Raw genomic sequence first — 19,043 nt, 5'->3', positions numbered from 1 at the left:
GGCGTTTCTCTTTGGGCATGCTCCTGGTTATTGGAAGGTACGCGGCTTGGCAGCGATCAGGTCAGGCACAGAGTATCCGCTGCCGCTGAAGGCCGGAAGCTTGGGATCTAGCTGGCGAGTATCGCTGTAGCTTGTCGTTCCCTTGGTGATGAGGTGCACCTGGTTGTCACCGGCCGTGCTGACGAAGAAGGTTGCGTCATCCGCACTGAACACACCGCTTACCGGTGCGGTCGGTACGGACTTGCCGGAGGTCGTGGCCAGGGCAATGTTGGAGACCGTGTTGGTCGAAGGGAAGTAAGCCGGAATGACAGGTGACCCGGTCGTGCCGGCCGAGTAGGTCACAAAGGCCACTGTTGAGTTTGAGGCCGGAACGATGCTGGTAACCGCCGTTCCGCTAGCCGTCGTGGCATAGGTGTTCAGGCTGTTCTGTATGAAGTTGGGAACAGCGCCACTAGCCGTGGGGCAGGCTCCTCCTTGCGTCGAGCCTCCGATCGGCATAGAGACGCCGATATCGGTGATCTGGGGGACGCCGGAGAGCATCCGTGCGCCAAGGATATGTGCGCCATCATTGGTTGCGGCGATACGATCCAGAGGAGCTGCAACCGTGCTTGCAGTGCCTCCCGCGATGGGGAAGTACTCGATGGAGCTTACGGAGGTGCCGGAGTAGGTGGTCTTGTGGCAGTACGTGTGGCCGACAGTGGCTGTCGTGCCGGCGAAGTAAGCACCGACCGACGGTACGGTAACAGCAACATCGTTTACGGCCGTCAGACCGGAGTTGTCGATAACATGCCAGCCGGCAGGCGTGGAGTAGGTGATGAGCTGGTTATCCGCCGTCGTGATGTACACGGTCGTGCTGTCCGTCGACCAGGCAGCGCGGGTCGCTACCCCGCCATAGGTGGAGCTGACGACACCGGCCGAAGTGTACAGATAGATGAGCTTACGGCTTGGGTCGGTGATGACAACCGTACCTGAGTCCGGCGAGACCGAGATCACTCGGCCGGAGATAGAGGTGTCTTCCTTGGTGATGGCGTTCGAAGTCGCATTCAGCGTAATGATCTCGTTGCTGGTACCCAGGTACAGGGCCGCGCCATCGGTCGAGAGCTGCATCGAGTTCGGCACATAGGGCAGACGGAGAGTCGCGCCCAGGTTACCGGTCGTCATGTCGATCTGCGTGACGTACTGCGACTGCGTGCTGGCCAGGTAAAGATAGTTGCTGCTCAGGCCGGTTGTTGTGACGTTGATGTTATTTGAAGCGACCGGTTTTCCATTGCCGAAGAGGCCCACACGGTCCGTCGGGGATGGATTACACGTCGGCGGCAAGCAGAAAGCAGTAATTGCCGCAGCGCCGGGGAAGGTTGGGGTCACGGAACCGGTGGCCGCCGGAATGGTGCGAGGTGTCGTGGAGACGTAGGTCAGCGTCAGGTTCGTCAAGGTGGTGTTGTTCTTGTCGAGCACTGTTGCCGTAATGGGCTGCGTCGTGTTCGGGTTTACGCTGACGCTGGTGGAGCTGCTGCCAGGGATGTTCAGAGCGATGCTGGTCGGGGGGCACGTGGAGAAGTAGCCCGCCGTTGACGTCGCATTCGAGATGCTGGCCGTGATGAGAGTCGATCCAGGCTGAGCCGCCGTAGCCACACCATTCTCATCGATGGTGACGATACCGGAGGTCTGCGCCGCAAAAGTAAATTTACCGACGATGCTCGAGCTGATTGAATTGCCGGATGTGTCGAATGCATCAGCCGCAAGGGTGATGGCTTTCCCTTGGGATACGCAATCCGCCTGCGATGCTCCCGTCAGGGCGACACTGCCGATGATGGGATGAACGTAAACAGTGACCGTATTGCTGGTGGCGCCACCGGCGCTGGCAGTAACAGTCGCGGTTCCACTGAGGCCGGTGGTGTTGCAATAGGTGTAATCTGCAATGCCGCCGGCGTTATTACGGTTCCAGCTACCGGCGCAAAGGCGTCCGGTGGACGGATTCACATCGACCAGCGTGTGGGTCGTATCCGAGCTGGCGTACGTGAAGTTGCTGACGCTGACGCTGTTGCCTTTGCAGTCAGTGGCACTGGCAGTGCCAACACTGCCCATCTGTCCACTGGACAAAGAAACGCCGGTCAGGCGGGGTTCAAGGTTAATGGTGGTGATCTGGCCGGTCAACATACCGGAATCGCCGCCGTTGCAGTAGACGGCACTGCTCTTATTGCGCGAGCATCCCGTGATCGAGACGCTGACAGGAATAAAGAACATCACCAGAAAAGCAAGAAGAACAAACCGCCGCATTCAACCTCCCCGTTCGGCAGGAATCTGCGCCGAACGGTCCATACCGCCATTGCTTGGAATTCCTAAGCTTCAGTGTAAAAGGTGACGGGTAGAGCGGCAAATGGTAAGCAGCAGGTCTTCTTCTTGAAAACATTGCCACCACGAGTCATTCGCCGCAATCCTTCACACCCGTGTGTCGATCTTGAGCCTGCTCGCTATTGCATTGCGCTGCTCGAATCAGTTTTTGCAGGCATCTTTTCTTCAAACCAGCGCAGAGTCCGCTCCAGCCGGTCGGTGTTGTGTCCCGCATCGGCAAAATGATGACCTTCCCCGGGGTAGACGATGAGCTGTGTGGTCACTCCAAGGTCGCGCAGTGCGTGCCACATCTCAAACGACTGCGGCATGGGGCACTCGCCGTCGGAGTCTCCCACGATGATCAGAGTCGGAGTCTTCACACTCTTGATGTAGTTGATCGCCGAAGATTTGGCATACACTGCCGGATCGTCATAGACCGACGATCCAAAAAAAGGAATCATCCACTGGTCGATGGAGTTTTCGCCGTAGTAGCTCTGCCAGTTGGAGATGCCGGCCCCGGAGACTGCCGCCTTGAAACGATTGGTCTGGGTGATGGAGAACATGGTCATAAAGCCGCCGTAGCTCCAGCCCATAACGCCGACTCGATCCGTGTCGACGGGAAATCGCTTTTCGACGGCATCGAGGCCCGCGAGGATGTCGCGCAGATCGCCATATCCGAAATCCTTGCGGTTGGCTTGGGTGAATGACTCTCCCTGGCCATAGGAACCGCGCGGATTGGGTTGGAAGACAAAGTAGCCCAGGGCCGAGAAGAGCGCCGGCTCGCCACCGTATCGGGAAGTGATCTCGGAGGAGGGGCCGCCGTGGACCGAGACAATAAGGGGGTACTTCTTACCCGGATCGTAGTTGGCAGGCAGGGTCAGCCAGCCCTGTACATCGAAATTCTCATTCTTCCACTCGATGGACTCGGCCTTGCCGTTCAGCGGCTTCAATGTGTCATTGAGGTGCGAGATCTGCTTCAGGTTCTTCATCTCGCCTGCCCAGACCTCGGGCGCCATATTCAAAGACTGGCGAATGAGCGCCATCTTCTTGCTCGGGATGGAGACAGAGACCGACATGGCCGACTGGCCGGAACCGATCGACTCCGGCAGCGTGAGGTGATAGATCGGCATGTCGGAGCCGGAGGTGGAGAGGACGGCCAGATGGGCCTGGCCGCGCTGATGTTCGCTCACGACGAGGTGGGTGTTGTCAGCCCAGTCAAGCCAGGAGGGAGTTGATTTACGGCCCTCCGTGATGTTTCGGGGATCTCCGCCGACGGTGGGAACAAGATAGATGTCGCCGCCGTTGGAGCCCTCATCGGACATCAGGCCTCCGATAAAGGCGATTGTCTTACCATCGGGCGAGAAGCGGGGAACAGCGATCTGGAGCCCGTGGAGCGACCCCGTGGCCTTTTGGGAGTCGACGATGACCGAAGGCGAAGCGAAGCCGACGCTGCATCCCATCCCGTTGCAGGCTTCCCCGGTCCTCTTCAGCGACTGGTTATAGAGCTTGGCGACCCACCAGTTGTTTTCCCCTGGAGGATTGGCCGCAATAAAGGCGATGTTCTGCGAATCGGCAGACCAGGAGAACTCATAGACATGCAGATTGGCGGGCGTGATGGCATACTGCAGGCTGCGGTCGGCAAGGTCGACCTTTTCAACCCGCTGAATTTCGATGCCATCTTCGCCGATCACGCCGGCTGGCGGCTTCATGGCTGAGGTAGCTCCCGCGCTGCGCGTGGCGTTTTCGACAAAAAGAAAGGCGACGGAGTGTCCGTCAGGAGAGAACGCCGGTTTGGTGAGTGCACCCTTTAATGTGGTGAGTTGCTGGAAGCGATTGTCGGCCGCAGTCCAGAGAAAGAGCTCCCACTGTCTCTGGCGTTTCCCATCCGTCGAACAATTCGAGAGAAAGGCAAGCGTCTTCGAGTCCGGACCCCAGGTAGGACTCTTGCTGGCGCAGGCGGGCTTTAGTTCATTGCCTCCGGGCGAGAGAATGCGGTCTTCTCCTCCACTATTGGAGGCCGAGAGGTGTAACTGATCTCCGGCCGCGCCAGGCGCCACCCATGCAACATAGTTGCCGTCGGGAGAGAGGATGGAAGCCGAAGGTGTCCGGACCCGGGCGAGGTCCGCAAGCAGTTCCGGAATACGAGAGCTCTGCTGCGCCGGCAGAAGTGCGGCGGAAAAAAGGATGGCGGCGGCGATCGTACGCATACGTCTCAGAATAGTGGCTCGGAACCTTCGCGTGGAATGTTTCATACACATTCCGACTCATGGAGGAGAATCACTTTGGCGCCCCAAGCGTCTCTTGAGAAAGAGGAACTCTTTTTTGAAAACCACTCTGGCATGTTGTACCCGATTTGCAGGATCACTTTTGCTTGCCGGCGGTATAGCCCTTTCGCCCGTAGTGCATGCAGAAGCAGTACCGGTTTCGTCGTCTCTTCCGGACTCTCCCCAACCGCAGCAACAGGCAAAGGTGCATCCCGAGGACGGCCAGCAGACCAAGCGGATTCTCGGCGTCCTGCCCAACTTCCGCTCGGTATCGGCGGATCAGGTGTTGCCGCCGCTCTCGCCGAAGGAAAAGTTCAAGCTGATGACGCAGGACAGCTTTGACTATTCGGCGTTCGCCTATGTCGGCATTATGGCTGGGGTTGGGATGGCGCAGAACTCCTACCCGGAGTTTCGCCAGGGCGCCGCAGGATACGGTCGCTACTACTGGCACAGCTTTGCCGATAATGTGGGCGGCAACCTGATGTCAGAGGCTGTGGTTCCGACGATTGCGCGGCAGGACCCGCGTTACTACACCATGGGCCATGGCGGGCTGATCAAGCGTACAGGGTATTCGCTCTCCCGGCTGGTGGTGACGCGTACGGATAGTGACCACCGCAGCTTTAACTTTGGAGAAGTTGTCGGTAATGGCGCCGCCGCGGGAGTCGCCACCCTGTATTACCCGGGAAGAGAACGGACCTGGACCAAGACCGGCCAGCGCTGGGTGACCTCAGTCGCCCTGGATGGCGTGAGCGACCTGATTAAGGAGTTCTGGCCGGACGTCAACCACAGGCTCTTTCACGCCCACTGAAGACTGCGTGATGGCACGCTCTGGCCCAAAAATTGACTCTTTTTATACTTCTTGGTATTGTTTGGAGGTTCCGCGTATTTCCGGAACTCGTCCGCGTGTGGGCAGAAGTGAGCTCCTGGCGGCGGGTAGGGCAGAAAAAGCTCTGTGCGGGAGGGATCACTGGGGATAACCGGTGGAAAACCCTGTGCGAAATTCCGGATAGAATAGAGATATCGCAATGTGGAGGCCAATGGCCTTGACGGATGCGAACCCCTCGATCGAGCCTGCGACACCCTCCTCCCGGGATGGGCTATGTGGGCCGGAACAGCGAAACGGAGTCGGGCTGGTCTGCAGGCTGCTTTGAGTGAAAATCTCAAGGTGTGTTTGTGGGCGGAGAGACCTGGCCACCGTCGACTGTTATTCGCTTGGTTGGTTTGGTGGTGCCCCGTGGCTGCGGATGGGCCGTGGGTAAAAGGGAATTCGAAGCTGTGGGCTTCGTCCAGGTGCCTGGAAACGGTGTCTGGAGATTTTGCGCGAGTGCGCAAGGTTTAGGTTGGACGGCGGTTCTGGGGCTTATTGCGGGCTCCGGGCTTGCCGGTAAGTAGTTTGGAAGCGATTTGCAAGGAGTTTTAGAGTGCCTACGTTTCATCAGCTCGTGAAGAAGGGCCGCACGGCGCCCCGCTACAAGACGGCCAGCCCCGCATTGCAGGGTTCGCCCCAGCGTCGCGGAGTCTGCACCCGTGTGTACACCCAGACCCCCAAGAAGCCGAACTCGGCTCTGCGTAAGGTGGCACGTGTCCGCCTTACGAACGGAATCGAAGTGACGACGTATATCCCGGGCATTGGCCACAACCTGCAGGAGCACTCGATTGTGCTGATCCGCGGTGGCCGTGTGAAGGATCTGCCGGGTGTTCGTTACCACGTCGTGCGCGGCACGCTGGATTCGGTTGGCGTTGCCAACCGTAAGCAGAGCCGTTCGAAGTACGGCGCCAAGCGTCCGAAGGCTGCCGCCAAGTAGTCGTTGAGTATTAGCTGCCGAGGGTCGCGGATGCGGCCTGAAGCAAAAGCCTGGTTGCTTGAGATGTTGACGGCTCCAGGGGAAGAAGAGGAAGAGAAGGAATGCCACGTAAAGGTCATATCTCGAAGCGGGAAGTTGCTCCGGATCCGGTGTACAGCTCCACCCTGGTAACGAAGTTCGTGAACAGCATGATGTGGGGCGGCAAGAAGTCGACTGCCCAGAACATCTTCTACGAGAGCATGAAGAACCTCGAGGCCAAGGGTGGCGATGAGGCGATCAAGCTGTTCAAGAAGGCCGTGGAGAACGTGAAGCCCCTGCTGGAAGTGAAGAGCCGCCGTGTGGGCGGCGCCAACTATCAGGTGCCGATCGAAGTGAACCCGGAGCGTCGTACTTCGCTCGCAATCCGCTGGCTGGTGACCTATAGCCGTTCGCGTGGCGAAAAGGGCATGGTCGATAAGCTGACCGCCGAGCTGCTGGATGCGGCTAATGGTCGCGGCGCCGCGATGAAGAAGAAGGAAGATGTTCATCGCATGGCTGAGGCGAACAAGGCCTTCGCTCATTATCGCTGGTAGTTTTCGTCTGCGGCGGGTAATACCCGCCGCAGTCAAGAAGTAAGAGTCGTACCGGTGCAGCAATGCGCCGGAGTCAACTAGGAAGCAACCGCGAGCGAAAGCTCGCAGAAGAGAAGAACTAAAGTGGCACGCACGATTTCGCTGGACAAATGCCGCAACATCGGCATCATGGCCCACATCGACGCCGGTAAAACGACAACGACGGAGCGCATCCTGTTTTATACGGGTGTGAACCATCGCATCGGTGAGGTGCACGAAGGCACTGCGACCATGGACTGGATGGAGCAGGAGCAGGAGCGCGGCATCACGATTACCTCGGCTGCGACGACCTGCTTCTGGAATAAGTACCGCATCAATATCATCGATACCCCGGGCCACGTGGACTTTACGGCTGAGGTGGAGCGTTCGCTGCGCGTGCTGGACGGCGCGGTAGCCTGCTTTGATGCTGTTGCCGGTGTGCAGCCCCAGTCGGAGACGGTGTGGCGTCAGGCTACCAAGTACCGCGTTCCGCGTATCTGCTTCATCAACAAGATGGACAAGAACGGCGGCGACGCTGAGCATGCAACTCAGACCATCAAGGACCGTCTGGGCGCCAAGGCCGTGATGCTGCAGATTGCCGTTGGTGCTGAGGCTAACTTCAAGGGGGTGGTTGACCTGGTCGAGATGCGCGCCATTCTGTGGCATGACGAGACCATGGGCGCCAAGTACTCGGTCGAAGAGATTCCCGAGAACCTGAAGGAGAAGGCGATTGCTTTCCGCAATCAGCTGATTGAGTCTGTTGCCGAGAGCGATGATGCGCTTCTGGAGAAGTTCCTGGAAGGTCAGGATCCATCGGCTGACGAGCTGAAGGCTGCCATCCGTAAGGCAACGATCGGCATGCATATCTTCCCGGTTCTGATGGGTTCCTCCTTCAAGAACAAGGGCGTGCAAACGCTGCTCGATGCTGTGGTGGACTACCTGCCGAGCCCGCTCGACGTTCCTCCGATTGAGGGTATCGACCCTGACAACCCGGAAAAAAAGCTGGCCCGTAAGTCAGATGACAACGAGCCGCTGGCTGCGCTGGGCTTCAAGATCATGACCGATCCGTTTGTCGGCCAGTTGATCTTCATCCGTGTCTACTCGGGCGCTCTGAAGGCCGGCGACACGGTGCTGAATCCGCGTACCGGCAAGACCGAGCGTATCGGCCGTCTGCTGAAGATGCACGCCAACAAGCGTGAAGAGATTACAGAGATCCTGGCTGGCGATATCTGCGCCGCCGTGGGTCTGAAGAATCTCGTCACCGGCGACACCATCTGCACAGAGAAGAGCCCGATCGTTCTCGAGTCCATCGACTTCCCGGATCCGGTTATCTCGGTCGCGGTAGAGCCGAAGACCAAGAGCGACCAGGAGAAAATGGGCATGGCGCTGGCGAAGCTGGCGCAGGAAGATCCCACCTTCAAGGTGCACACCGATCCTGATTCCGGTCAGACCATCATCTCGGGTATGGGCGAACTGCACCTCGAGATCATCGTCGACCGCATGATGCGTGAGTACAAGGTCGAAGCGAACGTCGGTAAGCCGCAGGTTGCGTATCGTGAAACGATCCGTCAGCAGGCTGAGGCGGAAGGTAAGTACATCCGTCAGACCGGTGGTTCGGGTAACTACGGCCACGCCAAGATCCGTATCGAGCCGAATGAGCCTGGTAAGGGCTATGAGTTCTCGAACGACATCAAGGGCGGCGTGATTCCGAAGGAGTACATCAAGCCGATCGACCAGGGAATCCAGGAAGCGCTGCAGGGTGGTGTGCTTGCCGGCTTCGAGATGGTCGACATCAAGGTCTCGCTCTACGACGGTAGCTACCACGACGTCGACTCGAACGAAATGGCCTTCAAGATCGCCGGTTCCATGGCGTTCAAGGAAGCCGCCAAGAAGGCAAAGCCGGTACTTCTGGAGCCGATGATGGCTGTCGAAGTGACGGTGCCCGAGGATTACATGGGTACCGTGATCGGCGACCTGAACTCCCGCCGCGGACGTATCGAGGGCATGGAGATGCAGGGCGGCCAGCAGGTGATCAAGGCGACGGTTCCGCTGTCGACCATGTTCGCTTACTCGAACAACCTGCGTGGATCGACACAGGGACGCGGCAACTTCTCGATGCAGTTTGCACACTATGAAGAGGCTCCGCGCTCGGTATCGGAAGAGATTATCGCCAAGGTACAGGGCAAGCAGTAAGCCTGAAGTCAAAGACGGACTCAAGAATTCTTAGAAGCTAAGGACGGAGAAGAAGATGGCGAAGGAAAAATTTGACCGGTCGAAGCCGCACGTAAACGTGGGAACGATTGGGCATATCGATCACGGTAAGACGACGCTGACGGCAGCGATTACGAAGGTCCTGTCGAAGCACAATCCGAAGAACGCGTTCCGTTCGTTTGACACGATCGACAACGCTCCTGAGGAGCGTGAGCGTGGTATTACGATCTCGACGTCGCACGTGGAATATGAGACGGCGAACCGTCACTATGCGCACGTGGACTGCCCCGGCCACGCCGACTACATCAAGAACATGATCACGGGCGCGGCGCAGATGGACGGCGCGATCCTGGTGGTGGCAGCGACCGACGGTCCGATGCCGCAGACCAAGGAGCACGTTCTGCTGGCTCGCCAGGTAGGCGTACCGTACATCGTTGTATTTCTGAACAAGTGCGATGCGGTTGAGGATCCTGAGCTGATCGACCTGGTGGAGATGGAAGTGCGTGAGCTTCTGTCGAAGTACGAGTTCCCGGGCGATGACGTTCCTGTGATCCGTGGCTCGGCTCTGGGCGCGCTGAACGGCGAAGCACAGTGGGAAGCCAAGATCGACGAGCTGATGCAGGCCGTGGACGACAACGTACCGCAGCCTGACCGTCTGGTTGACCTTTCGTTCCTGATGCCGATCGAAGACATCTTCTCGATCTCCGGCCGTGGAACGGTGGTTACCGGCCGTATCGAGCGTGGCAAGGTGAAGGTAGGCGAGGAAGTGGAGATCGTTGGTTTCCGCGACACCCGCAAGACTGTTGTCACCGGCGTGGAGATGTTTAAGAAGCAGCTGGACGAGGGTCTGGCGGGCGATAACGCCGGTCTTCTGCTGCGCGGTGTAGCGAAGGAAGACGTGGAGCGTGGCATGGTGCTGGCCAAGACTGCGTCGATCACCCCGCACACGGTGTTCAAGGGCGAGGTGTATGTCCTGTCGAAGGAAGAGGGTGGCCGTCATACGCCGTTCTTCTCCAACTACCGTCCTCAGTTCTACTTCCGTACGACCGACGTGACGGGCACGGTCAAGCTGCCTGAGGGCCGCGAGATGGTGATGCCTGGCGATAACGTCAGCCTGGAAGTAACGCTGCACACGCCGGTAGCCATGGAGAAGGGTCTCCGCTTCGCGATCCGTGAGGGTGGCCGCACCGTCGGTGCAGGCGCCATCGCTGAGATCGTCAAGTAAGACCACAGCGGATGGTGGAAGCTGTCCGCGAAAACAAGCAAATTAGGGTGGCTGGTGGAACCAGCGCCAGCCACACCTCAACCCGATCTTTGCAGCAGGAAAAGAGAAGAAGATGGCAGGACAACAGAGAATCCGGATTCGTCTGAAGGCTTATGACTACCGCGTGCTTGACACGTCGACGGGCGAAATCGTTGAGACGGCAAAGCGTACCGGCGCACAGGTTGCGGGACCGATTCCCCTTCCCACGCTGAAGAACAAGTACTGCGTTCTGCGTTCGCCCCACGTCGACAAGAAGTCGCGCGAAGCTTTCGAGATCCGTACGCACAAGCGTCTGATCGACATTCTGGAGCCGACGCAGCAGACGGTGGACGCGTTGATGAAGCTTGATCTTCCGGCCGGTGTGGACGTCGAGATCAAGACCGTTACCAAGTAAAAGTTTTGTAGTGAAAACCTAAAGTTTGCAGTGCAAACCTACAGTGCTTCGGGAAGATAGCCGACGCATGATGAGGAGAGAAGAAGATGGCAGTAACTGGAATTCTGGGCAAGAAGATCGGCATGACGCAGGTGTTCGACGATAAGGGTGAAGTTCACCCGATCACCGTGCTGAAGGCTGGCCCCTGTGTAATCACGCAGCTCAAGAGCCTGGCGAAGGACGGCTATGAAGCCGCCCAGATCGGCCTGGTTGAGTTCGTGAAGGCGAGCAAGGTGAACAAGCCGATGACCGGCCACTTTGCCAAGAGCAATGTTCCTCCCGTGAAGTTCGTGAAGGAGGTTGGCCTCGAGGCCTCCACTCCCGCAGCTGAGGGCGAGGGAACAAACGGTGTGAAGGCTGGCGACCGCATCATGGTCGACATCTTCGCCGACGAGAAGTTTGTGGATGTGATCGGCACTTCGAAGGGCCGCGGTTTCGCCGGCGTCGTTCGTCGTCACCGTTTCGGCGGCGGCCCCAAGTCGCACGGTCACATGTTCCAGATCCAGGGTTCGATCGGCGCTTCGTCGTTCCCCAGCCGTGTCTTCCCGGGGCAGCGTATGCCGGGTCACTACGGTGTGGATCAGGTCACGGTTCGTAACCTGCGTATCCGCGGCATCGACATCGAAGAGAACCTTCTGATGGTTGAGGGTGCCGTTCCAGGACCGCGTGATGGTTATGTGCTGATCTCGAAGGCCAAGCATCCGCCGCGTGAGCGTCGTGGATTCGGTGGTTCGGGTACGGTTGACCCGCTGAAGGCTTCGAAGAAGGCTTCGGCTGGTAAGAAGAAGTAAAGCTTGATCGTCCAGGTGAGGCACTTCGTGTGCTTCACCTGGACGGTAGATCCATCGGCTGCGGGGCTATAGGCCTGACTGCGGGATGAAAACAGACAGTAAGTTACGGTCTCCGCAATGGAACGGAGCCAAAAGGAAAAGAAGATGGCAAACATCAAGGTTGTGAATCTGAGCGGAGATCAGGTCGGCGAGTTTCAGCTTGCTGATGAGGTCTTCGGCGCAGAGGTGAACGAGGCCCTCCTGTGGGAGGCAGTGAAGCACTACCGTGCGGCGCTGCGCCAGGGAACGGCTGCTACGAAGAACAAGAAGCTCGTTTCGGGCTCAGGCAAGAAGCTGTGGAAGCAGAAGGGTACCGGCCGCGCCCGTGTGGGTTCGGTTCGTTCGCCGATCTGGCGTCACGGTGGCACGGTTCACGGACCGCAGCCGCGCAGCTATGAGTACCAGTTCCCGAAGAAGAAGCTGATGGGCGCTCTGCGTTCGGCTCTTGCGGCCAAGCTGGCCGACGGCAAGCTGACGGTGGTTGACACCCTTGAGGTGAAGGAGCCCAAGACCAAGCTCTATCGCCAGGCTCTGGACAAGCTGGATGCCAAGAAGACGGCGCTGCTGGTCGAGTCGGGCAAGAAGCTGACGGACAACCTGTTCCTCGGTTCCCGCAATCTGGATGGCGTTGAGCTGGTGCTCAGCTCCGAGGTTCATCCCTACGATCTGCTGCGCTACGAGCATGCAGTCTTCTCCAAGGACGCCCTGGAGGCGCTGCAGGAGACGCTGAAGAAGTCCGTATCCAAGCGCAAGCCCGCTGTGAAGGAGGTCGCATAAATGCCGACCCTGTATACGACGATTCGCCGCCCTCTGATTACCGAGAAGGGCATGGGCGTGAAGGAGACCGAGGGGACGCTGGTATTTGAAGTGGCTCCCGAGGCGACCAAGACCGAAGTGAAGCAGGCTGTTGAGGCTCTCTTCAAGGTGAAGGTTGCCACTGTACGTACGAGCAATGTTACGGGTAAGGAGCGCCGCCGCGGACGTTTTGTCGGCTATCGCCCTGACTGGAAGAAGGCGTACGTGAAGCTGAAGGCCGGCGAGAAGATGCCGGATTATATCGACAACCTGTAAGGCTGTAAGCCCAACAGGGAAGAGTGAACCGAACGATTCAAGACGCCAGCCGCGAAAACAATATGCGGCTGGCCTCAGGCAAGGAAACAGAGACAATGCCGATCAAGACATTTCGACCGATTACGCCGACACTGCGCTTCCAGACGAAGCTGGTGAACGACGACATCACGACCAACGAGCCGCACAAGCCGCTTCTCTCGACGAAGAAGCGTACCGGTGGCCGTAACAACACGGGTATGTTGAGCGTGCGCCACATCGGCGGCGGTCACAAGAAGAAGATTCGTGTCATCGACTTCAAGCGCGACAAGTACGGTATCCCGGGCACCGTGGCGACGATCGAGTATGATCCGAACCGCAGCTCGCGTATCGCGCTGATCAGCTATGCTGACGGTGAGAAGCGCTACATCATTCAGCCGCTTGGCCTGAAGGTTGGCCAGAAGGTGATGAGCGGCCCCGAGGCCGACATCCTGATCGGCAACGCTCTCCCGCTCAAGAACATTCCCGCCGGTACCACGGTGCACAATGTTGAGCTTCGCCCTGGCAAGGGCGCGCAGATGGTGCGCTCTGCCGGATCGAGCGCACAGCTCGTCGCCAAGGAAGGTGACTACGCTCTGCTGAAGCTGCCTTCCGGCGAGACCCGCAAGGTGCTGGTTGAGTGCATGGCAACCGTTGGCCAAGTCGGCAACACCGACCACGAGAACATCTCCATCGGTAAGGCGGGTGCGAACCGCTGGCGCGGTATCCGTCCCACCAACCGTGGTGTCTCGATGAACCCTGTCGATCACCCGCACGGTGGTGGTGAGGGTAAGACCTCTGGAGGACGCCACCCTGTGACACCGTGGGGCCAGCCGACCCGTGGCTACAAGACCCGTAACAACAAGCGGACCGATGCCTTCATCGTGAACCGCCGGACCAAGTAAAGTCGAGGGATAAGAGATATGGCACGTTCGATGAAGAAGGGCCCGTTTATCGACGCCCACCTGATGACGAAGGTTGAAGCGATGAACCAGGCGAATGACAAGAAGGTCATCCGCACCTGGTCGCGCCGCTCGACCATCTACCCGGAGTTCATTGGTCACACCCTTGCTGTTCACAACGGCAAGAAGTTCATCCCGGTCTACGTGACCGAGAACATGGTTGGCCACAAGCTGGGTGAGTTTGCAGCTACGCGCACCTTCAAGGGACACGCGGCTAAGACCGAGTCGGCGGCGAAGAAGTAAAGAAAAGTCGGGGAGCGCCAGGCGCCCCTGAAGAGATAAGAGAGAAGAGTTATGGCACAGGCAGCAGAACAGACCCGCGAGTTTCGCGCAGAAGCGAAGTTCCAGCGGACCAGCCCGCAGAAGGCCAAGCTGGTGCTGGATCTGATCAAGGGCAAGCGTGTTGAGGCGGCGTTGACCACCGTGATGTTCACCAAGAAGCGCATCGCTCCGCTGGTGGAGAAGGTGCTGCGTTCGGCGGTGCAGAACGCAAATTACCTGGCACAGGAGCAGGGCCTCGACCTGGATGTAGACAACCTGTATGTGAAGCAGGCTGTCGCGAACGAAGGTCCGCGTATGAAGCGTATCCGTCCGGCTCCGATGGGCCGTGCGTATCGCTACCAGCGCCGGCTTGCGCACATCATCATCACCGTTGCAGAGAAGCAGCAGGCCGGTGCGGCTGCAGGCGCTGGCGCGGCTGAGGTGAAGGCGGCGGCTCCGAAGAAGGCTGCAAAGAAGACGGCAGCCAAGAAGGCTCCGGCGAAGAAGGCGGCAGCGAAGAAGGCTGCCAAGTAACGCAGGTTTAGTTAGATTTGAACGCGACCGGCCGAATAGATGGACCGGCGCGGATGGAGTGAAGGGATAGCTTATGGGACAGAAAGTCCATCCTTACGGATTTCGCCTCGGCGTAAACAAGCCGTGGAAGTCGCGCTGGTTCGTGGAGCGCGATTATGACAAGCTGCTGGTCGAGGACGTCAAGCTGAAGGCGGAGCTCCGCGAGAAGCTGAAGGCCGCCGGCGTGAGCTCGGTGGAAGTAGAGCGCCCCGGCAACAAGCTGCGGCTGATCATCCGCACGGCTCGTCCGGGCATCATCATCGGACGCAAGGGCGCGGAGATCGACAAGCTGAAGGCCGATATCCAGAAGCGCACCAACCGCGAGGTGTTCATCGACATCCTCGAGGTCAACAAGCCTGAACTGGATGCCCAGCTGGTTGCCGAGAACATCGCACTGCAGCTCGAGAAGCGCGTCAGCTTCCGTCGCGCAATGCGTAAGAGCGTCGACTCGGCGCTGCGCTTCGGCTGCAAGGGAATCAAGGTGCGTGTTTCCGGCCGTCTGAACGGTAACGAAATCGCGCGTTCCGAGTGGTATCTGCAGGGCCGCCTGCCGCTGCACACGCTGCGCGCCGATATCGACTACGGCTTCGCCGAAGCTCGTACGACGTACGGCGTGATCGGCGTGAAGACGTGGATCTACCGTGGTGATATCTACGAGCAGAAGAAGCGCCGCGACCAGGTCACGACCTCGGGCGTGTTCTAAAGCAAGGTTATGGGCTGCCGGAGAAATCCGGCAGCCAGTTGGATGATTTGACGAATCAAGTATTGCCGGTGAAAGGCGAAGTAGCCGGCAGCTAAGAGCGAAGAGGGTTTCACTATGTTGATGCCAAAGAAAGTTAAGTTCCGGAAACAGCAGAAGGGCAAGATGCGCGGCAAGGCGTGGCGCGGCTCGACGCTGAGCTTCGGAGATTACGGTTTGAAGGTGATGGAGTGCGGTTACATTACTGACCGCCAGATCGAAGCCAGCCGTATCGCGATGACGCGTTTCATCAAGCGCGGCGGCAAGGTGTGGCTGCGTCTGTTCCCGGATAAGCCGATCACCAAGAAGCCTGCCGAAGTCCGTATGGGTTCCGGTAAGGGTGCTCTGGATCACTGGGTTGCGGTTGTTCGTCCGGGCAAGATCCTGTTCGAGATGGAGGGTGTTGCTCCCGAAATCGCGAAAGAGGCGATGCGCCTGGCGTCCAATAAGCTGCCGTTGAAGACGACGTTTGTGCAGCGCCACGACGTGAAGGTTGTTGCCGCCAAGTAATACGGGCAGGCGACGGGATAAGAGAGAAGAGTTATGGAACTGAACAAGATTCGTAATCTGAGCGATACGGAGCTGAAGACCGAGGCCGACAAGGCCTCCGAACAGCTGTTCCGTCTGAAGTTTCAGCGCTCGCTGGGCAACAACGAGGGCGTAAAGAAGCTGCGCGGGCTGAAGAAGGATGTCGCCCGCCTGAAGACGATCTCGCGTGAGCGCCAGCTGGGCGTCCGCGGAGCCGCTGCGGTCGAGGCTTCGGCCGAGCCGGTGAAGGCGAAGAAGGCGGCCAAGAAGGCAACCAAGAAAGCAGCGAAGAAGGACTAACCCATGGCAGAGACCCAAGTACAGCAGAACGAGCAGGCGACGCGCCGCAATGAGAAGGTCGGCCAGGTAGTTTCGACCAAGATGCAGAAGACCATTGTAGTTTCGGTCGAGATGCGTAAGGCTCACCCGAAGTACAAGCGCGTTGTGAAGTCCAACAAGAAGTTCTACGCGCACGACGAGCAGAATTCGGCCCGCGTGGGCGATGTGGTCCGCATCCGCGAGACCCGTCCCACCAGCAAGCTGAAGCGCTGGGCGCTGGAAGAGATAGTCCGCCGCTCGGCCCTGGCCCAGTTGCCGGATGTCAAGGAAGCTGCGGCTGAGTAATTCCGGCCCGAACGACGAGAGCCTGCGGCGGAATAGCCAGCAGGCTGACTGAGGAGAACGAAGATGTCCGTTCAAATGAGAACGATTCTTGATGTGGCCGATAACTCCGGCGCACGCCGCCTGCAGATGATTCTGCCGCTGGGCGGCGGTCTGGGGAAGAAGGCCGGCCTTGGCGACGTGGTCACCGCAGCGGTGAAGGAAGCCGCTCCGGATGGCACGGTGAAGAAGGGCAAGGTTGTAAAGTGCGTGATCGTGCGGATGCGTAAGGAGTCGCGCCGCAAGGATGGCACCTACATCCGCTTTGACCAGAACGCGGCCGTTGTGATCAACGATGCCGGCGAGCCGGTGGGTACCCGCGTCTTCGGTCCCGTCGCTCGTGAGCTGCGCGAGAAGAAGTTCCTGAAGATCGTCTCGCTGGCCCCTGAGGTCATCTAAGCAATATCCTGGCTGGTTCGGAGCACGCCGCTTCTGAACCAGCCAATGACTTTTCTGTTGGTTTAAGGTATTCTTCTTAGGTTTGGTCTTGGTGACCACTGGCCCTGTAAGGGGACCCAGATGCGACCGGGGCTTTCGGAAAAACTTGGGGCAGGCAAGCCGCCCGACGTTTCCCGTCAAAACAAACTTTCAATAAGACTGACCGGCGCAGTACATCGCCGAGGCCTGTCATGCGCGGTATGCGCATGGGGACAAGGAGCAAGCAATGCCGAATATTCAGCGCAACGATACGGTGATCGTGATCGCCGGTAAGAGCAAGGGCAAGAAGGGCCGCGTTCTGCGGGTCATCTCCGAGAACAATCGCGTCCTGGTTGAGGGCGTGGGCCTGGTGAAGAAGCACGTTCGCCCCAATCCGCAGCGCAACATCAAGGGCGGTATCGCCGAGCAGGAAGCTCCTATCCACATCAGCAACGTGATGTTGCTGGATGGTCAGGGCAACCCGACTCGAGTTGGTTTCCGCGTAGTTGATGGTAAGCGCGAGCGCTTCGCCAAAACGACCGGCGAGACCCTGGCTTCAAAGAAGAAGTAAGAACGATAACTGAGTTTAGGATCACCCCACGCAACGGTATACGGACTCTAAAAAGAGTCCACTCCGGGACCGTGAGAAAGAGAAGAGCACAATGGCAGCACGCCTGAAAGAGAAGTACACGAAAGAGCTGAAGTCGGCGGTTCAGAAGGACCTCGGGATCACGAATGTGATGGCCGTGCCGAAGCTCGAAAAGATTGTCATCAACATGGGTCTGGGTGAGGCTACCCAGAACTCGAAGATCATGGATCCCCTGGTCTCTGATCTGGCGCAGATCACCGGTCAGAAGCCGGTGCTGACCAAGGCGAAGAAGTCGATCGCAGCCTTCAAGGTCCGCGAGGGCCAGGCAATCGGTGCGATGGTCACTCTGCGTGGCGACTCGATGTACGAGTTCCTTGATCGTCTGATCACCATCGCGCTGCCCCGTGTCCGTGACTTCAAGGGTGTTTCGCCGAAGAGCTTTGACGGCCGCGGCAACTACACGCTCGGTCTGCGTGACCAGTTGATCTTCCCGGAGATCGACTACTCCAAGGTGGAGCGTCTGAAGGGTATGAACGTCACCATCGTGACCACAGCCCAGGATGACCACGGCGCGCGTACGCTGCTCAAGCACTTCGGCATGCCCTTCCGCCAGGGCAACTAAGGAAGGGATTAGGAAAAGACTATGTCAACGACTGCAAAGGCTGTAAAAGACGCTCGTAAGCCCAAGTTCAAGTGCCGCAAGCACAACCGCTGCAAGCTGTGCGGACGCCCGCGTGCGTTCCTGCGCAAATTCGGCATCTGCCGTCTGTGCTTCCGTGCTCTGGCGCTGAAGGGTGAGATCCCAGGCGTCGTCAAGTCGAGCTGGTAACGCCGGCGTACTGACTGCGCTCTTATGAGCGCGTAACGAAATTCGGCGGTCGGCGCTACAGCCGCAGCCGCTATAACATCTCCGCTGGTTCTCCTGGTATGAAGACCGGGAGCGAACGGGGGATGAAGGAGAAACGATGAACCTGACTGATCCGGTAGCAGACTTCCTGACACGTATCCGCAATGCGATCCGCGCTCGCCACCAGAAGCTGGATGTTCCCGCTTCAAAGCTGAAGGCAGAGATTGCCCGCATTCTGAAGGAAGAAGGCTACATCGCCAACTACAAGACCTCTGACGAAGAGGGCAGAACTGTTCTGCGTGTGTATCTGAAGTACGGCGCGAATAATGAGGCTGCTATCCAGAACCTGGAGCGCGTGTCCCGTCCCGGTTGCCGCGTGTATGTCGGCCGCGACGAGATCCGCCGTGTTCAGGGAGGTTTGGGGATCTCGATCATCACCACCCCGAAGGGTCTGATGACCGGTCGCCAGGCGCGCAAGGAAGGCGTCGGCGGCGAACTCCTCTGCAACGTCTGGTAGTGCTGCGCGCACGGCGGGAGGGCGCTTCGCGCCGGTCGTGCCTGAGTTGAAGCTTCAGGCCGGTGCGTTGCACCGGAGGTAAGGAAAGCGGTAGTGATGAGCTGCCCGGCTGCAGTGGAACGAGTGGTGTTGAGCC

General features: G+C 58.7%; 23 protein-coding genes. 21 read left to right on the top strand and 2 right to left on the bottom strand.

Annotated features, from left to right (window positions below; all coding sequences use genetic code 11):
- Window positions 1–27: 27 nt before the first annotated feature.
- Together FTW19_RS16215 and FTW19_RS16210 are read right to left on the bottom strand one after the other, a co-directional pair.
- A complete protein-coding gene (locus FTW19_RS16215) occupies window positions 28–2,277 on the bottom strand; it encodes a hypothetical protein (RefSeq protein ID WP_147648598.1) in 2,250 nt (749 codons plus the stop codon).
- Between the two features lie 194 nt (window positions 2,278–2,471).
- Window positions 2,472–4,538, bottom strand: a complete 2,067-nt coding sequence (locus FTW19_RS16210; RefSeq protein WP_147648597.1) for a S9 family peptidase — start codon at window positions 4,536–4,538, stop codon at window positions 2,472–2,474.
- 115 nt (window positions 4,539–4,653) lie between these two features.
- Between FTW19_RS16210 and FTW19_RS16205 the strand changes: the two genes are divergently transcribed.
- The 21 genes from FTW19_RS16205 to rpsH all read left to right on the top strand — a co-directional run bounded on the left by FTW19_RS16205 (window position 4,654) and on the right by rpsH (window position 18,907).
- Window positions 4,654–5,403 (top strand): hypothetical protein, encoded by a 750-nt coding sequence (locus FTW19_RS16205; RefSeq protein WP_147648596.1) that lies wholly within the window; start codon window positions 4,654–4,656, stop codon window positions 5,401–5,403.
- Window positions 5,404–6,016: 613 nt separating this feature from the next.
- Window positions 6,017–6,400, top strand: coding sequence for a 30S ribosomal protein S12 (gene rpsL / locus FTW19_RS16200; RefSeq protein WP_147648595.1), 384 nt, complete (start codon window positions 6,017–6,019; stop codon window positions 6,398–6,400).
- 101 nt (window positions 6,401–6,501) lie between these two features.
- Window positions 6,502–6,972, top strand: coding sequence for a 30S ribosomal protein S7 (rpsG, locus tag FTW19_RS16195; RefSeq protein ID WP_147648594.1), 471 nt, complete (start codon window positions 6,502–6,504; stop codon window positions 6,970–6,972).
- Between the two features lie 123 nt (window positions 6,973–7,095).
- Entirely contained in the window at window positions 7,096–9,183 is a 2,088-nt protein-coding gene (fusA, locus tag FTW19_RS16190; protein ID WP_147648593.1) for an elongation factor G, read from the top strand.
- A 55-nt stretch (window positions 9,184–9,238) separates the two neighbouring features.
- Complete coding sequence (tuf, locus tag FTW19_RS16185) at window positions 9,239–10,426, top strand: elongation factor Tu (RefSeq protein WP_147648592.1); 1,188 nt, start codon at window positions 9,239–9,241, stop codon at window positions 10,424–10,426.
- A gap of 112 nt (window positions 10,427–10,538) precedes the next feature.
- Window positions 10,539–10,859 (top strand): 30S ribosomal protein S10, encoded by a 321-nt coding sequence (gene rpsJ, locus FTW19_RS16180; protein WP_147648591.1) that lies wholly within the window; start codon window positions 10,539–10,541, stop codon window positions 10,857–10,859.
- An 86-nt stretch (window positions 10,860–10,945) separates the two neighbouring features.
- The gene (gene rplC / locus FTW19_RS16175; RefSeq protein ID WP_147648590.1) at window positions 10,946–11,689 is read left to right on the top strand and encodes a 50S ribosomal protein L3; all 744 of its coding nucleotides are present in this window, start codon (window positions 10,946–10,948) and stop codon (window positions 11,687–11,689) included.
- Window positions 11,690–11,833: 144 nt separating this feature from the next.
- The gene (rplD, locus tag FTW19_RS16170; RefSeq protein ID WP_147648589.1) at window positions 11,834–12,505 is read left to right on the top strand and encodes a 50S ribosomal protein L4; all 672 of its coding nucleotides are present in this window, start codon (window positions 11,834–11,836) and stop codon (window positions 12,503–12,505) included.
- A complete protein-coding gene (locus FTW19_RS16165) occupies window positions 12,506–12,799 on the top strand; it encodes a 50S ribosomal protein L23 (RefSeq protein WP_147648588.1) in 294 nt (97 codons plus the stop codon). It abuts the gene before it with no gap.
- A gap of 95 nt (window positions 12,800–12,894) precedes the next feature.
- Window positions 12,895–13,719 (top strand): 50S ribosomal protein L2, encoded by an 825-nt coding sequence (gene rplB / locus FTW19_RS16160; protein ID WP_147648587.1) that lies wholly within the window; start codon window positions 12,895–12,897, stop codon window positions 13,717–13,719.
- Between the two features lie 18 nt (window positions 13,720–13,737).
- Window positions 13,738–14,019, top strand: a complete 282-nt coding sequence (gene rpsS, locus FTW19_RS16155) for a 30S ribosomal protein S19 (RefSeq protein WP_147648586.1) — start codon at window positions 13,738–13,740, stop codon at window positions 14,017–14,019.
- Between the two features lie 51 nt (window positions 14,020–14,070).
- Entirely contained in the window at window positions 14,071–14,571 is a 501-nt protein-coding gene (gene rplV / locus FTW19_RS16150; RefSeq protein ID WP_147648585.1) for a 50S ribosomal protein L22, read from the top strand.
- Window positions 14,572–14,644: 73 nt separating this feature from the next.
- Window positions 14,645–15,313: a 30S ribosomal protein S3 gene (rpsC, locus tag FTW19_RS16145; protein ID WP_147648584.1), complete on the top strand. Its 669-nt coding sequence runs from the start codon at window positions 14,645–14,647 to the stop codon at window positions 15,311–15,313.
- A gap of 114 nt (window positions 15,314–15,427) precedes the next feature.
- On the top strand, window positions 15,428–15,859 hold the full coding sequence (gene rplP / locus FTW19_RS16140; RefSeq protein ID WP_147648583.1) for a 50S ribosomal protein L16: 432 nt from the start codon (window positions 15,428–15,430) through the stop codon (window positions 15,857–15,859).
- A gap of 33 nt (window positions 15,860–15,892) precedes the next feature.
- Window positions 15,893–16,177 (top strand): 50S ribosomal protein L29, encoded by a 285-nt coding sequence (gene rpmC / locus FTW19_RS16135; protein ID WP_147648582.1) that lies wholly within the window; start codon window positions 15,893–15,895, stop codon window positions 16,175–16,177.
- A gap of 3 nt (window positions 16,178–16,180) precedes the next feature.
- Window positions 16,181–16,501 (top strand): 30S ribosomal protein S17, encoded by a 321-nt coding sequence (rpsQ, locus tag FTW19_RS16130; RefSeq protein ID WP_147648581.1) that lies wholly within the window; start codon window positions 16,181–16,183, stop codon window positions 16,499–16,501.
- Window positions 16,502–16,564: 63 nt separating this feature from the next.
- The gene (rplN, locus tag FTW19_RS16125; RefSeq protein ID WP_147648580.1) at window positions 16,565–16,936 is read left to right on the top strand and encodes a 50S ribosomal protein L14; all 372 of its coding nucleotides are present in this window, start codon (window positions 16,565–16,567) and stop codon (window positions 16,934–16,936) included.
- A 265-nt stretch (window positions 16,937–17,201) separates the two neighbouring features.
- Window positions 17,202–17,525: a 50S ribosomal protein L24 gene (gene rplX, locus FTW19_RS16120; RefSeq protein WP_147648579.1), complete on the top strand. Its 324-nt coding sequence runs from the start codon at window positions 17,202–17,204 to the stop codon at window positions 17,523–17,525.
- A gap of 91 nt (window positions 17,526–17,616) precedes the next feature.
- Window positions 17,617–18,165: a 50S ribosomal protein L5 gene (gene rplE, locus FTW19_RS16115; RefSeq protein WP_147648578.1), complete on the top strand. Its 549-nt coding sequence runs from the start codon at window positions 17,617–17,619 to the stop codon at window positions 18,163–18,165.
- Window positions 18,166–18,186: 21 nt separating this feature from the next.
- Entirely contained in the window at window positions 18,187–18,372 is a 186-nt protein-coding gene (locus FTW19_RS16110; RefSeq protein WP_147648577.1) for a type Z 30S ribosomal protein S14, read from the top strand.
- Between the two features lie 136 nt (window positions 18,373–18,508).
- A complete protein-coding gene (rpsH, locus tag FTW19_RS16105; RefSeq protein WP_147648576.1) occupies window positions 18,509–18,907 on the top strand; it encodes a 30S ribosomal protein S8 in 399 nt (132 codons plus the stop codon).
- Window positions 18,908–19,043 lie beyond the last annotated feature (136 nt).

This window comes from Terriglobus albidus, assembly GCF_008000815.1.
Classification (GTDB): domain Bacteria; phylum Acidobacteriota; class Terriglobia; order Terriglobales; family Acidobacteriaceae; genus Terriglobus; species Terriglobus albidus_A.
This window is presented reverse-complemented; position numbering and strand designations above follow the sequence as displayed.